The sequence below is a fragment of the Streptomyces sp. NPDC001700 genome (assembly GCF_053596435.1).
The window spans coordinates 1-13,923 of record NZ_JBSFGE010000033.1 but is presented as its reverse complement, the minus strand read 5'-3'; the positions used below and the strand labels follow the sequence as shown (position 1 = coordinate 13,923).

Annotated in this window: 11 protein-coding genes and 1 pseudogene; 8 read left to right on the top strand and 4 right to left on the bottom strand. The window is 68.5% G+C overall.

What is annotated here, in order from left to right:
• The first annotated feature begins 211 nt into the window (after positions 1-211).
• From ACWC5C_RS37500 to ACWC5C_RS37475, 6 genes are all read left to right on the top strand, one after another.
• Positions 212-553, top strand: coding sequence for a DUF6507 family protein (locus ACWC5C_RS37500; protein ID WP_450883055.1), 342 nt, complete (start codon positions 212-214; stop codon positions 551-553).
• Positions 554-1,636, top strand: coding sequence for a hypothetical protein (locus ACWC5C_RS37495; protein ID WP_450883053.1), 1,083 nt, complete (start codon positions 554-556; stop codon positions 1,634-1,636).
• A 61-nt stretch (positions 1,637-1,697) separates the two neighbouring features.
• Positions 1,698-2,570, top strand: a complete 873-nt coding sequence (locus ACWC5C_RS37490; protein WP_450883051.1) for a hypothetical protein — start codon at positions 1,698-1,700, stop codon at positions 2,568-2,570.
• Entirely contained in the window at positions 2,567-3,016 is a 450-nt protein-coding gene (locus tag ACWC5C_RS37485; protein WP_450883049.1) for a hypothetical protein, read from the top strand. The genes ACWC5C_RS37490 and ACWC5C_RS37485 overlap by 4 nt, the downstream gene beginning before the upstream one ends.
• Positions 3,013-3,816, top strand: a complete 804-nt coding sequence (locus ACWC5C_RS37480; protein WP_450883047.1) for a hypothetical protein — start codon at positions 3,013-3,015, stop codon at positions 3,814-3,816. The genes ACWC5C_RS37485 and ACWC5C_RS37480 overlap by 4 nt, the downstream gene beginning before the upstream one ends.
• Positions 3,817-4,002: 186 nt before the next feature.
• Positions 4,003-4,788 (top strand): integrase core domain-containing protein, encoded by a 786-nt coding sequence (locus ACWC5C_RS37475; RefSeq protein ID WP_450883045.1) that lies wholly within the window; start codon positions 4,003-4,005, stop codon positions 4,786-4,788.
• Between the two features lie 575 nt (positions 4,789-5,363).
• Here ACWC5C_RS37475 and ACWC5C_RS37470 read toward each other — a convergent pair.
• The 3 genes from ACWC5C_RS37470 to ACWC5C_RS37460 all read right to left on the bottom strand — a co-directional run bounded on the left by ACWC5C_RS37470 (position 5,364) and on the right by ACWC5C_RS37460 (position 11,683).
• Complete coding sequence (locus ACWC5C_RS37470) at positions 5,364-5,975, bottom strand: hypothetical protein (RefSeq protein WP_450883043.1); 612 nt, start codon at positions 5,973-5,975, stop codon at positions 5,364-5,366.
• Between the two features lie 127 nt (positions 5,976-6,102).
• The gene (locus ACWC5C_RS37465; protein WP_450883041.1) at positions 6,103-9,861 is read right to left on the bottom strand and encodes a DNRLRE domain-containing protein; all 3,759 of its coding nucleotides are present in this window, start codon (positions 9,859-9,861) and stop codon (positions 6,103-6,105) included.
• A 589-nt stretch (positions 9,862-10,450) separates the two neighbouring features.
• Positions 10,451-11,683: a DUF418 domain-containing protein gene (locus ACWC5C_RS37460; RefSeq protein WP_450883039.1), complete on the bottom strand. Its 1,233-nt coding sequence runs from the start codon at positions 11,681-11,683 to the stop codon at positions 10,451-10,453.
• A gap of 208 nt (positions 11,684-11,891) precedes the next feature.
• Between ACWC5C_RS37460 and ACWC5C_RS37455 the strand changes: the two genes are divergently transcribed.
• Together ACWC5C_RS37455 and ACWC5C_RS37450 are read left to right on the top strand one after the other, a co-directional pair.
• The gene (locus ACWC5C_RS37455; protein WP_450883037.1) at positions 11,892-12,575 is read left to right on the top strand and encodes a response regulator; all 684 of its coding nucleotides are present in this window, start codon (positions 11,892-11,894) and stop codon (positions 12,573-12,575) included.
• Positions 12,572-13,693, top strand: coding sequence for a sensor histidine kinase (locus ACWC5C_RS37450; RefSeq protein WP_450883035.1), 1,122 nt, complete (start codon positions 12,572-12,574; stop codon positions 13,691-13,693). Before ACWC5C_RS37455 ends, ACWC5C_RS37450 begins: the two co-directional genes overlap by 4 nt.
• A 23-nt stretch (positions 13,694-13,716) precedes the next feature.
• Here ACWC5C_RS37450 and ACWC5C_RS37445 read toward each other — a convergent pair.
• Positions 13,717-13,923 (bottom strand): annotated as a pseudogene (locus tag ACWC5C_RS37445) (hypothetical protein); the annotation flags it as partial.

Sequence of the window (13,923 nt, the reverse complement as noted above, 5' to 3'; positions counted from 1 at the left end):
ACTGGGGTCGGTGCGGGTGGACGCATCCGTATACCCGAGCGAGAGGACAACGGGGTGAGCCTCGAATTCAACCGGAGAAGCGAGACGCTGTCCGCGCTCTGCCGGCCGGTCCGTGCCGCTGCCGAGGGCGGCCGCGGGATGCCGGGGGAGCGAATCGTTGGCGCACGGCTATTCGAGAGTGCGTCGAACGGAATTCGCTGAGGGCCGAGTCATGAAATTCGACATTTCGCCGACCGGGATGCAAGAGACGGGCCGGAAGGCCACCAGGCAGGGCGACGACATCGACACGGACGTCCGGATGCTGCTCGACGCCCTCGACGAAGCGGGGCTGGCGAGCGACGCTCCCGTCGCCGGCGCCCTGACCAGGCTCTCGGGAGACGTCCAGCAGAAGACCGGCATCATGTCGTCCCGGGTGACGCGCACGGTGGACGGCGCCGCCGAGGCGACCGGCATATTCGACGACGGGGATCACGAAATGCGGGGGAACGCACATCTGGGGATCGACCGGGCGAACTCCACGGGAAACGGCTGGCTCGGGCCGGGTGGTCGGTGAATGACGGATGCGCTGGTCGCCCCGGAGGAAATTCCGACGCTGGACGACGTCCACTTCGATGATCTGGGGGCGGCGGTCAGTAAAATTCGCTATAACGCCTCCGGGCTGGAGCGCCGCGGCGGGGAAATCGATGTTTCGTGGGCCGAGGGCATTGCGCTGAACTACGGTGCGCCGCACGGTGCGTTCCTCGCCGAGAAGGCAGTGCCCGTGAAGCAGCAGGCGAGCAAGCTCGCCGAGGCCGCCCGGACCGCCGCCGATGCTCTGCAGGAGTACGCCCGCGCCGGCGCGCCGGTCAAGAAGTCGCTCCAGCAGCTGAAGCGAGACGCCGAGAGCCTCGTCGCCCAGGCCAAGCCGCTGGGAGAAGGCTGGCGGCACAAGCCGCACCTGGTCGAGGAGAACGACCGCATCGCCTCGGCCGTACGCGTCAAGACCGCCGCCCATGACGAGGCGCGCCAGACCGCGGTGGACAAGATCAACGCGACGAACGACGGCGCCGGCACGAATTGGGCCGAGCAGGGGCGCCAGTACCTGGGGTGGGGTGGTTTCGGGACGACTGGGCTCGGTGCCAGTGTGTCGTGGGCGAGCTACTACAGGCACGGCAAATTTGCCCCCAGAGCCGGCTATCTGCCGTGGCAGAACGGTAGTGGACGCTTTCTGCCGTGGAAGAACGAACCACTGTGGAAGAACACCTTCCGGCGTATGTGGAGCAGTAACTGGGAGGCCAAGTCCTATGCCGCCGCAAGCCGGAGCAAGTGGCTGACCGTCGGCAAGTGGGGCGGCCGGGCGAGCCTGGGGCTCACTGCCGTCACTTCAGGGCTGAGTCAGTGGGGCCAGGACTCCCAGGACCCCAACATGTCGACCGGGAAGCGTGTCGCCCGCACCGGGGCCAAAGCCACCGGGGCGACCCTCGGCGCGTGGGGTGGCGCGGAAGCCGGAGCTGCGGGCGGTGCCGCGGTGGGTGCCGCGTTCGGCGGAGTCGGCGCGCCGGTGGGCGCGGTGGTCGGCGGCCTCGTCGGTGCCGCGGCCGGTTCCGGGGTCGGCAGCAAGATCGCGGACGGGTTCAACAGCTTGATTGGAAAGTGATAGCGCGATGGCACGACAGCGAACCCCCTCGGTCTTCTCGCCCCGGTCACCCGTCGTCGTGATGGCTTTGATGTTCCTCGGTGGTTATCTGGAAGCCGAGTACGGCAAATCCTGGGGCATCAGCGGACTGCTCTTCACCATCACCGGTGGCGTGGGGATCACATATTTCGCCTGGTGCTGGGCAGGCCGGACACCGTCGGCTCGGGCCTGGGCAGCCATCAATCGCGGTCCCGCCCTCGCGCTCGTCGGTATCCCTGCCTTCGCATTCCCGTTTTTCGGAGTGGGGGCGGCTGCGGTCTTCGGACTCCCCATGGTGATCGCCCTCCCTTTCGGCCTGGTCAGCGTTTTCTGCCTCGTGCTGATTTTCATCGGCGTGAAGGACCCCCCGAAATGGTGGGGCCCCCGATGGTTCCGCAAGGGCGAGCACAAGAAAGACCGCAAGGGAAGGCAGCCGCAGGACGCTCTGGGGACCTTGGCGCAGTCCTGCACCGCGGTGAGTCCTGATGTGCTCAGCCAGGAAGAGGTCCGGCGGGAGTTCGGGCATGTGGCCGAGCCCGTGGTGCAGTGGAAGGGCGGGTGGGTGCGTGATCCGGACACCGACGAGCAGGATCACGCGTTGGCCCGCAAGGGAACCGTCGAGGGCACGCTGGCCTGGTACCCGCAGGGCCTCGGCTTTGCCGCCACCAAGCGCGAGGACTCGCTGCGCGGGAAGACGACCGTGATGACGGTTCCCGCGGGGGAGATCACCGGGGTCGAGGTGGTGCCCGCGCGGGCGGGCGCGGACGGCCGCCCGCGCCGGGGGTTCTGGATGCGGTCGCCCTTCCGCCGGCTGGTCGTGCGGACCGCGAGCGACGCGCACGTATTCGACGTGGCCAGGGGCAGGGCACCGCGGGTGGCCGCGTTCATCAAGGAGCAGGCGGGGCAGCTCACATGACCAGTACCGAACTGCGCCCCTACGAGGAGCGGGAGTTCCGTATCGCGCTGCCGGCGCACTGGGAGCAGGTCGAGTCACCGGGGCCGCCGGTCGCCCTGATCGCGGTGGAGCCGGGCGATGGCGCGGCGTTCCGTGCGAACGTCGTCGTCACGGCCGAGGACGTCGCGGACGCGCGCCAGTGGCAGCGGATCGTGGGCCAGACGCTGACGGACCACCTCCAGGACTACTTGCTGCTGGACGAGCAGCCCGCGGGCTCCGGTACGCGGCGGCTCTTCCACCATGTTCTCCCCGAGGCCGGGGCCATCACCGCGGAACAGTGGGCGTGGACGAGCGGGCGGCGCGGCTTCACCGTGACCGCCTCGGCCGCGACCTTCGACTACGACGCGAAGGCGGAGCTGTTCGCCTCGGTCGCGGGCCGCTTCCGGCTCCGGGAGGGGGCCGCGTGACCGGTAGGGCCGGTACGGCCGGCACGGCCACTGCGTACTTCGACCGTGACAGCGGGCGGCTGCGGCTGTCCCCGGAGCTGTTCGAGGCCTTTTACGACTGGGCGGAGGGCGAGCGGGCCGACGGCGCGGGGCTGCGGGCGCTGGTGGACGCCGGGGTGCTGTCCGACGGGCAGCCGCACCCGGCCGTCGCGCCGCTGGCGGAAGCCATCGCCGACCCCGTGTGCATGGTGTCCGTCCGTGGTGCCGCGGTGGACGGCAGCGGTGTGCACGGCGCCGGCTGGCTGGGCGCCGAGTCCGCGGCACTGCTCCTGGACGCCCCCGAGGTCCCGGACAGCCCGGAGCCTCCGGACACCTCGAAGGCGCAAGACGCCCCGGGCGGCCTGGTGGAATTGGCCTGCCTGGTGCCCGTTTCGGTGCCGGCCGCGGTGGCCCGGGTCGTCGGGCTCGGGCCGCGGCCGGTGCCCGGCGCGGTGCCGGTGCCGCTGCCCGCCGCCGAGGTCGACGGCCTGTTCGGTGCCGCACCCGAGGAGCTGTCCGGTGCCGCGCCACACGACGGTCCGCCGGCCGGGCTCCGGGTGCTGGCGGCGGTCGGCGCGTCCACCGCGGACGGCGCGCGGTGGTGGGAGGTGGCGACGCGGTGGCCCGATGTGTCGGGCAACACCTGCACGGGCACCCTGCGGGTCCTCGACACCGCCGACGGGCTGTGGGCCGTGACCGGGGCCGACGCCCGGACGGCCACCTTGACGCCGGTCTCGTCGACCGCGGCGTGGCGCCTGCTCCTGCGCAGCTTCCCCAGCTGAGTACTGCTTCCCAGCTGCCCGAGCCCGTACGCCGGAGCCTCTGCTCACCTCCACTCGGAGCCTCTGCTCACACCCGCTCGCCCCGTCCTGTGCGACGGGCTTAACCGTGCGGGGTTCCAGAACTCGGCCCGGCGCGATGACCTGCGGTAATGAGTGGAGTAACACTTGCTGGGAAGGACTCGGATTGTGCCGCTACGTCTACTCTATTTGATCTTCACCCGGCTGCTCGGCTGGTGCATGCTCCTCTGCCGTTCCTCCACCTCCAAGGACATCGAGCTGCTCGTTCTGCGGCACGAGGTAGCGGTGCTGCGCCGCACGAACCCCAAGCCGCGCTTTACCTGGGCCGACCGCGCGTACCTCGCCGCGCTGGTCCGACAGCTGCCGCGTCGACTGCGACGGCACCGTCTGGTCACACCCGACACGATTATGCGGTGGCACCGCCGACTGGTGACGAAGAAGTGGACGCACCCGAACCGAACCGGCCGCCCGCCAATCGACCAGGCGATCGCCACGCTCATCGAACAACTCGCCCGGGAGAACACCTCGTGGGGATACCAGCGCATCCAGGGCGAGCTGCTCAAGCTCGGCCACCGCGCATCCGAGTTCGACTTCCTCATACGCGACCGTGCCAGCCAGTTCAGTAGGTCGTTCGACATGGTCCTCGCCAGCGAGGGCATCAGAGTCGTAAAGATCCCTCCGCGGCGCCCCCAAGCGAATGCGTACGCAGAGAGATTCGTAGGCACCGTGCGCTCAGAGGCCACCGACCGGGGGATGATCCTCATCTTCGGCCAACGCCACCTACGCGCCGTACTCAACGACTACATCCAGCGCTACAACGGACGAAGACCCCACCGCGGACAACAACTCCACCCGCCACAGCCCGACCACCCCGTCGCCGATCCTTCCCACGAGCGGATCAAGCGCCGACAGCGTCTCGGCGGCCTCATCAACGAATACCAGCGAGCGGCGTAGAAACGCAGGTCATCACAGGTGGCCGTGTTGTGGAACCCCGCACGGCGGTGCCGGTGCTGGAGCGGCTGCTGCGCGAGCACGAAGCGGCGTTGGAGGGACGTTCGAAGATCGTCTCCCATGTGGCTCCCAGAAGGCAGCCAGCATGACTCAGGGGCCCGCCTCCGTGGTGGAGATGGGCCCCTGGCCTGCGTAAACACCGTCGGGACGACAGGATTTGAACCTGCGACCCCTTGACCCCCAGTCAAGTGCGAACGCCGAATTCCTCGGAATTACGGCGCTTTCCATAGGCGAAATACATGTAGTAACGCCTGAGTTGTGCGGGGTCGCGCACACCGTGTGGTCCCCAAATGGTCCCCACCACAGTGCCTCCAAAAGCCAGCTTCGCTTGCACTTCCATCATGCACCGCTTGGCAACATTCGACAAAAGCCCACCCGAGAGAGGAATGTGCGGGCGCGGCGCACCCCGGTCTGCCACATGGCCGTGGCGACGAGTAGCTGTGCGCCGCCTGAGGTGCAGCGACGAATATTCCAGCCAGATTGCGCGGTCGGCCCAGTCCAGGGGTGGCCTCGGGGCGCTACTCCGGGTGCGCCGGCGTCCACGGAACGCCGTCACCTGGCAACGGCCCCCATACGAGCGCGCCCCGGTGGATGCCGGGTGTGGCCTCGGCCATCAACGGGCCGGTGCCCTGGGTGAGGGCTTCAGCCACGGAGTCCAGGAAATCGCTGAGGCATCCGTACCCGGGGGTGGTGAGCGGTTCCGACGGCGGCTCACCGGCGTCCTGGCTGAAGGTGGCGAGGCGGCCTTCGGCGTCGATTGCCAGGCCGCCCCACGGAGAGAGGGAGTAGTCGGTGACGGCGAAAGGAACCCAGAAACCCCAGAACTGATCGGTGTTTCCTTCGCCACCCCGGACTTGCGCGATCTCCTCAAGCGGCAGCAGATGATGCTGGGCGAGAAACAAGCCCGGATCGTACTCGTCAGGGTCGCGGTCAAGGGCTGAGGCATCGACCGTTCCGTCGCACACCAACAGCAGCGTCACCAAGTCGGCGGGCAGACCCATGACCAACTCGTTCTCTGCGGATCGAACGTCTGCCACGGCAGCGCCCGGCCGTAAGGTGGCGTGCGAGGCAGGCGCGTGCACCGCCAGCCAGTCAGCGATGGCGGTCCAAGCGGGCAGAATGTCAGTCATCGTGTCCTCCATTGGCGTAGACGAGAGGGAAGCGGGGCACGCCTACCCGATGTCCACCGGGTAGGCGTGCCCCGCTTGCCGTACTACACAGGCCGGGCCATCAGCACCTTCACGGCGCAGCGGCCGGTCAGTTCATCTTGCACTTGATCTCGGCCTTGGACGGGTCGCAGTCCGCGAACCGGGCGTTGGCCGGGTCGACCCAGTACTCGTCGTAGTCCAGAAGCCGGAACTGCTTGGCGAAGCTTACGCCGAATGGCTGCATCGACTGGGTGTTGATGTAGTTCGACATCGACGAACGGCCGCACAGCGCGGGCCACTTGGGGTCGTCGTAGGTGGTGTCGTTGTACAGGTGCTCGCGGGTTCCGTCACCCTTCGCTACCACCGTCTGCACGCACTCCAGACCGGCGTAGTCAATGTTCTTGGCCGGGTTCAGGCCACCGTTGGCGGCGGGGAATCCGGGAGACTCATACGTCGCCGCGAACGGAAACTCGTCACACGAGATCGGGTCGGGCCTACCATTGGGGGTCGCAATCGTGGCGGTGTCATTGTGCTTGCGGAACGCGCGCCCACACACCGCCTTACGGTTCCCCGGCTTGCCGTTGTCCAGCTTGTTCTCCGGCTCCTGGCCAGGAGCGTTGCGCGCCTTGGACGGCAGATAGTGCAGCGGCGTCAACGGGGACTTGCCCAGCTTCTCCGCGTGCTTGTTCTGGATCAGCCAGATGTGAGCCGCCGCGCCCGGGAACGCCTCGGAATTGATGGTGTACCCCGGCTTGTACGACGAGAGCACACACCCTGGGGCCTTGCCGGAGATAATCTTGTCGCAGCGGGCCGCCGTCGGCAGCGAGACTATCTTGTCCTGATCGGCCGGATCAGGGATCCCTGGAACGGTGGTACCCCAGTCCATCCACCACCGCAGCGGAAGCTCCTTGGACAGGTCCTTGTCCTTGCTCCCGGAGGCGTTGTTGACGTTGCCGTTCCACTCGAAGTCGGCGACTCCGGTGATGATGTGCTGGTCCTGGTTACCGCTCCACCTGGACCGACCGCCGTAGAAGTCCCAGTCCTGGGCCTGCTTGTCGCAGCCGTCGGACTGGCACCACGACTGGACGTCCAGCAGGATCATCCCGTTCGCCCCGCCGGGGAACGGCAGCTTGGGAGCGGGAATCGACCAATCCTTCGGGTCGATCTGCATCCACGTCTTGATCTTGTTACCTTCCGGATCGGTCTTCACCATGTACAGCACGTCGAACATCTGCTCGTACACCTTCGGCGGCTGGGACACCCGGTCCGTATGCGTATAGGACACCTGCATCGGCAGACACGCCTCGGTCCGCGTCATCTGCGCCTTGATGTTCACCAGCGTCGGGTCGCACCACGCCCCCGTGATGATCGGGTCCGGGTATTCGGGCAATCGCAGCTGCTGCCGCGCCCTCGCTGCTTCCTCCGGGCTGCGCTTCATCTCCGCCAGCGGCGTCAATGTCACCGTTGAACTGCTCTTCGGACCGGTGCTGCGGTACACCTTCGGCTTGCCGTCCCTGACCGTGCCGTCACGCTGTATGGTCGCCCAATCCCACGCGGGCTGCGGCTCATCGTGATACCCCGGCGCGGTCGCGCCGATGTTCGGCGTGGGAAGGTTGATGTCGATCTTCTTGGCGCGACCCGTGTCGGTGCGCCTCGGCGAGGCGAACCCGTAGACGCGCGTCGCGCCCGTGTTGTCGGCCCGGTCCACTGACCGGACCTCCGCCTGAAGGTTGCCGTCCTGGGCAGGGGCGGCGTAGAACGATGCCTTGGCGGCGAAGCCGTTGTTGGTCGTCGGGGCGCGCTGCCACCCATCAGCACTGGTGTTACCGCTGTTCCCGTTGTCGTCGGTGTCGGCCGCCCCGATCCGGTACTCCACGTCGCGGGCGTCATCGACGCCGGTATCCACATCGAACCGGCCCTGCTCGCCCACGGCACCGCCCGGCAGGTTCTCGGGGTACGTTTCCGACGCGACGCTCTTCGGCACACCGGGGGCGGTGGTGTCCACAACGAACTCCCGCCACGGCGAGAAGTTCAGGTTGTAGTGGGTGCCGTCGTAGGCGTTCGTGCGGAACTTGTAGGTCTTGCCGTCGACCAGTTGCCCGGCTGGCACCTTCACGCTTGCCCACTCGCCGGGCTTGATGAACTCGGAGACGATCAGGCCCTCTCCGGCCGGGGTGGTGATGGGCTTGTTCGTCACCGCGTCATAGACCTGGAAGGTGCCGTTGACGGTGTCGCCGTCGGCATCCGAGAACTTGTCCCGCAGCGTGGGAGTGGTGGTGTTCACGGCCCATACACCGGCGTAGGACTTGAACGGCGTGCCGGCCTGCTGCGCGGTGCCATCTCCGGGGCGGTAGTTCCAGGTGACGGTCAGCTTCGGCGGGTTCGACGTGGCGTTCGCGGAGTTGACGCGCTTCCACGCCTTGATGTCGTCCGTGGTGGCACGCAGACCCATGTGGCCCTTGCCGTCCTGGGCAGAGGCCCAGCTCTGCACGAGCGTGGTGACGTCCGCGCTGATCCAGCCGTCCGGGGCGGCGGTGCAGGCAGCGTTGCCCTTGGTCTGGGTGGACGAATGGTACTGCTGCTGCCATGTCGGCTGCTTCGTCCACCGCGAGGCGGTGGAGGAGGCGGTGGTGTCCCAGATGGTCCACTCATACGCCTTGCAATCGTCGTTGCCGGAGTGGAAGTTCCACAGGCTGACGTCCGCTTTCGTGACGAGCGCGTCCTTGAACGCCGCGGTGTTCCAGGTGATGAACGACCTGGCGGTGCGTGGCGTGCCATCGCTGTTGGTCGTGCCGGGGTTGCCGAAGTCCAGCTCGACGTCGGTGGACAGATCCCCGGCCTCGCCCTGCTGGACGTAGGTATCGAAGACGTTCGTCAGGTTCGCCGTCGAGGGGTCGACGGTGACCGGATACCGGGTGGCCGGGTCGGCCAGCCACGCCCTGTCGGGGGTGACGACGAGATCGACGTCGCCGTTGCCCTTGTCGACCACCTTCATGTCCACCGGGTGCCGGTTCTCGTGCTTGCCCGACGTCTTGTCCACGGCCGCGTCCCACATCACCGGAGCGGGCATCACGGCCCGCTCGGCGCCCGTCTTCGCGTCGGTGAAGAGAACGGAGCCGTCCTTCCGCGCAGCGGCTTTCAGACCCTTGGCTTTCAGCGGCATCGTGTAGCTGTAGGTACCGGCGGGGCGCTGGTCCAGCTTCACGTACTGCTCGAAGCCGGTGCGGGTGGCCTCGACGATGACATCGGCGCCGGGCAGCGCATCCCTGTAGGTGGCGCGGGTGCCGTCCAGGTCGGGCTTGGGCAGGCCGCCCTTCCACTGCAAGGTGACCTGCTCGTTGCCCTCGCCGAGGGTGACCAGATCGCGGGCCGTGGCCTCCTCGGCGGCCTTCAACGACTTCGCGGGTATGCCGCCCCCGCCGCTGAGCTCCAGCCCGTTCGGGTGCGCTTTCGCCTTCACGCTGCCGTCCGCAGCCGTCGTCAACCGGGCATCCACGTCCACCCACCGGCCGTCTTGCTGCATGCGGGCCGGGCCGGCGGTGAGCTCGGAGGTGAGCGTGCCGTCGGCGTGCGCGTAGGTGACGGACGTCGCCGTGGTCTCGTCAGGGACGAGTGTCTTCTTCCCCGTCCTCTTCGCCTGGGTCAGCGCCCAGGGGATGCCGCCCTTGCTGTGCTTGGCCGCCCATGCGAAGTCGGCTTCTCGGACATCGGCCTCGCTCGGCTCCGGAGCATGGCCAGGTGCCTTGCCGGTCACCGACGGGGTGGCATCTGCCGCCGGGACGATCGCCACGGCCGCGCCGCTGGTGGTCAGCAGCACCGTGCCTAAAGCCATGGACAGTCTGCGTTTTGTTCTGGATAACCCAGACAACGTGAAATGGCCCCCTCTACCTACTCCAGGTCACGGAGCAGGCCGATAGATCGAATGTTCGAACTATTGCATCGGGAACTTTTGTACGGTGACTACCGATAGGCAAGGTCCGCGAATTGGGGCGATCCACGTGTAAGTCATAGATCAAATATGACTCTTGTGACGTTTACCCGAGGTTACGGCATATATCGGCCAAGATCTGGCCTGTTCACGGCAATTGCTGTACGTGCCAACGAAGCCGCAACTGAGCGGTGATCAGCGAGGTCGGCTTGCCGCGCCCGGGTGGCGTCTTCTGTCTCCGTACGGTCGATGGACCGGCCGAGTTCGCCAGCGATGACGCTGACGCTGCCGCCGGAGCGCTTGATGCTGCGGGCCACCTTCCGGCAGCGCGGGTGGACGGGCGCCTGGAACCACGTCCTCCTTGAAGCCCGGCGGCCCGCACGGCTGGTTCACCCAGATCGCCCCGATCGACGAGGTGAACGTACTGATGACGGGTTCCGGCGCGGATGAACTCCTCAGAGCAGCGCAGGCATCGCAGTGATCGTCAGCTGACTCGGGCGAACGGTCCTCGGAGGCCACGTGGGCGTTGCTAGGTGAGGTAACGAGCCACTTTGGTGGCGCCGTTGAGGAGATACTCCAGCGGCCCCCGCCGGAAGAATCGGGACCAGACGACGGCCAGCACCGTCACGGAGGCGATGAAGCCGAGCAGCACTCGCAGCGGGGAGCCGGGGAGTTCCTCGATGCCCAGCATCCGGATGCCCACGACGTGGAAGACGTACGCGGTCAACGACATCGTGCCGACCGCGATCACCGGGGCGACACACTTGCGGAAGCGCGGGAACCGGTCGGCGGCGGTGAGGCAACCGGCGAGAACGGTCAGGGCGACACCGGCGTTGGCCAGGATGGACAAGGTGGTCTCGCTGTGCGGCGAGGCCGCCCACAGCCACGCCGACGTGTCCCCCGTCGGATAGCCGGCGGCGTCGGACCACCAGGCCGACATGACCGACCCGGGCTCCCACGCGGAGTGTGCGAGCGCGGTTCGGACCCCCGGCACCAGGTGCAGGGCCAGCCAGGAGCCGCCGTAGCCGAGGGCGGCGAGCGCGCCGCCCGCGATGGCCAGCCGGATGCGTACCACCGTGGAGGCGAGGTCGAGGCGGGCCACCGCCATGCCCGCGATGACGAACGGGACCCAGGCCAGCGCCGGGTAGCTGCCCGTGAAGAACAGCTCGATGAAACCGCCGGTATCGCTGACCCGGGCGAGCGGGTCGTGGCGGGTGACGGTTTCGGCCCACGTGCCGCCGTCGATGGATTGCTGTATCAGATACAGCACCTGCGGCAGGACCAGTGCCGTGCCGGTGGCGATGACGGCCAGCGTGGCGGCGCGCAGCCGGTAGAGCGGCAGCACGAGGACGAAGTAGAGGCCGTAGAAGGCGAGGATCACCTCGACGGGGGTCTCGCTCATGGTGAGTGCGGTCCCCAGAGCCAGCAGGATCACGGCGCGGATGAGGACCTTGGCGACGGCCTGACGCCCCGCACGTCCGGTCTTTGGGGTACGGCGGCCCATGATGAGGATGATCGAGAAGCCCGCCAGGAAGGCGAACAGGGCGGAGGCGCGGCCGTGCGCCAGCTCCATGGCGAAGCCGGTGGCACCGCCGACGGACGGGTCGGGGCCGACATGAGCCGCGTACATCCCGAACACCGCCAGTCCGCGGGCGAGGTCCACGCCGATCAGACGGTGTACGGGCGCGGGGGCCGAGGCGGGGGGCGGTAAGAGGTCTACGGAGGCGGCAGTCGACTGTTCTGGGGAAGCGTTCTGGGTCATGAAGCCGAGGCTGGTCAGCGGGCGCTTCCGGCCATATCCGGCGAAGGTCGGGAGCGCCTCCGCCACCCGTCGTGACCACCCCCCGCCGAGTGGCTGGAGCCACCCCGCCGGCCATCGGGTTCCTCGCTGTTCGGCCCGGTGTGGCGCCGTGTGTCCGTAGTCTTGGCCCGGCAGTGGCTACGGTGGCGGGCAGTGGGACGGAGCGGGTGTGATCCGGGTACAGGTGGTGGACGACGAGGCCCTGATCCGGTCCGGTTTCCAGTTCATCCTCAACGCGGCGGGGGACATCGACGTGGTCGCCACGTCAGGCGGCGCGCAGGCCCTGGACACCGTGCTCCGGGTGCGCCCCGATGTCGTCCTGCTGGACATCCGGATGCCGGACGTCGACGGCCTCACCGTGCTGCGCGGGATCCGGGCGATGCCGGAGCCCCCGGTAGTGGCCATGCTGACCACCTTCGACTCCGACGAGTACATCCTGACCGCGCTCCGTGGCGGAGCGGCCGGGTTCATCCTCAAGGACACCGAACCCGAGCAACTGGCCCAGCTCGTACGGACACTCGCCGCGGGCGGGGTGGTGCTCTCCCCCAAGGCGTCCAGCGCCCTGCTCCACCCCCACCAGGACGCGGACACCGAGACGGACACCGATGACGCCGAGGTGCGGCGCGTGGAGTTGCTGACCGGCCGCGAGCGGGAGGTTCTCGTGCTGATCGCGGAGGGGCTGTCGAACTCCGGCATCGGCGCGCGCGTTCACCTCAGCCAGGGCACGGTGAAGGACTACGTCAGCGCGATCCTCGCCAAGTTGCGGGTGAGCAGCCGGGTGCAGGCGGCGCTGCTCGCCCAGCGGGCCGGGCTGCTGCGCGGCGGATCGTCCGGGACCGGGAGTGTCCGATGAGGCGGCGCCGGCTACCCGCTCCGCTGCTGGACGCGCTGCTCGTCGTGGTGGCGGCGGTCGACGTGTGGCTCACCTGCGACGATGAGTCCTGGCCGGTGACGGTGTGGTCGGCCGTGGCCTGTCTCGCGCTCGCCTTCCGGCGCCGATTCCCCCTGCCGGTGTTCGTGGCGACGTTGCCGTCCGCGGTGTTCCTGGCGGTCATGGTCGCCCCGCTGGCCGCCCTCTACACGCTCGCCGTACGGGTCCGCGACCGTCGCCTGCTGGTGGTGTACGCCACGCTGTCCGCCGCCGCCTCGGCCATGCCATGGCCGCTGTCCGACTACGCCTCGGACGGCCGGACATGGACGCTGGTCCACTTCGTCTACCTCCTCGCCACAGCCGCCGCCCCCGTCCTCCTGGGACAACTGGTGCAAGCCCGGCACGATCTGTCGCTGCGGCTCACGGAGGTCGAGGAGGCCCGTGAGCACGAGCGCCGGATGCACGCCCAGAACGTGCTCGCGCGCGAACGCGCCCAGCTCGCACGGGAGATGCACGACGTCGTATCCCACCAGGTCACCCTGATCGCCGTGCGGGCCGGGGCGCTTCAGGTGGGCACCACCGACCCCGACACCAAGGACGCCGCCCGCACCATCCGCGAACTCAGCGTGACCACCCTGGACGAGCTGCGCCACATGGTCACCCTGCTCCGCGCCTCCGGCATCCGGGCCGGCGAACTCACCCCGCAGCCGACCCTCGCCGACCTCCAGCGGCTGATCGGCACGAGCGGGATCGAAGCGCGGCTGGAGGGCGAACTCCCCGCCACGATCGCCGCACCGGTGCAGCGCGCCATCTACCGCACCGTCCAGGAAGCGCTCACCAACGTCCGCAAACACGCTCCCGGCGCAACCGCCACCGTACGGCTGTGGCACGACGACGGCGCACTGGGCGTGACCATCACCAACACCCCGCCGACCCGTCCCACCCTGCGCCTCCCCAGCGCACACCACGGACTGATCGGCCTGCGCGAACGGGCCGAGAACCTGCGCGGCAGCTTCACCGCCGGCCCGGCCGCCGACGGGGGCTACGACGTCCGGATGCGAGTGCCGGCCGAGACGGGAAGCGACGCCATCGGACGGTGACACCTGCTGGGCCCACGGTGTGGTCAGGCGCCCGTCGCCACCGCCACGCCCAGCAGGAGGAGTACGACGCCGGTGGCCACGCCCAGCCTCCGGTGCACGACCGGCCGGGAGACCAGGGCGCGCCCCCGGTTGACAAGCCAGGTGAACAGCAGATACCAGCAGGCGTTGACCAAGGCCCACACCCCACCGAGAGCCGTGCTGGACAGGAAGACGGGCCCCGTCGTCGTGAC

Excerpts from the sequence above, each read along its gene's own strand:
- ACWC5C_RS37485 (WP_450883049.1), top strand. The coding sequence starts at position 2,567 with ATGACCAGTACCGAACTGCGCCCCTACGAGGAGCGGGAGTTCCGTATC.
- ACWC5C_RS37470 (WP_450883043.1), bottom strand. The coding sequence starts at position 5,975 with ATGACTGACATTCTGCCCGCTTGGACCGCCATCGCTGACTGGCTGGCG.
- ACWC5C_RS37450 (WP_450883035.1), top strand. The coding sequence starts at position 12,572 with ATGAGGCGGCGCCGGCTACCCGCTCCGCTGCTGGACGCGCTGCTCGTC.
- ACWC5C_RS37495 (WP_450883053.1), top strand. The coding sequence starts at position 554 with ATGACGGATGCGCTGGTCGCCCCGGAGGAAATTCCGACGCTGGACGAC.
- ACWC5C_RS37490 (WP_450883051.1), top strand. The coding sequence starts at position 1,698 with ATGGCTTTGATGTTCCTCGGTGGTTATCTGGAAGCCGAGTACGGCAAA.
- ACWC5C_RS37460 (WP_450883039.1), bottom strand. The coding sequence starts at position 11,683 with ATGACCCAGAACGCTTCCCCAGAACAGTCGACTGCCGCCTCCGTAGAC.
- ACWC5C_RS37500 (WP_450883055.1), top strand. The coding sequence starts at position 212 with ATGAAATTCGACATTTCGCCGACCGGGATGCAAGAGACGGGCCGGAAG.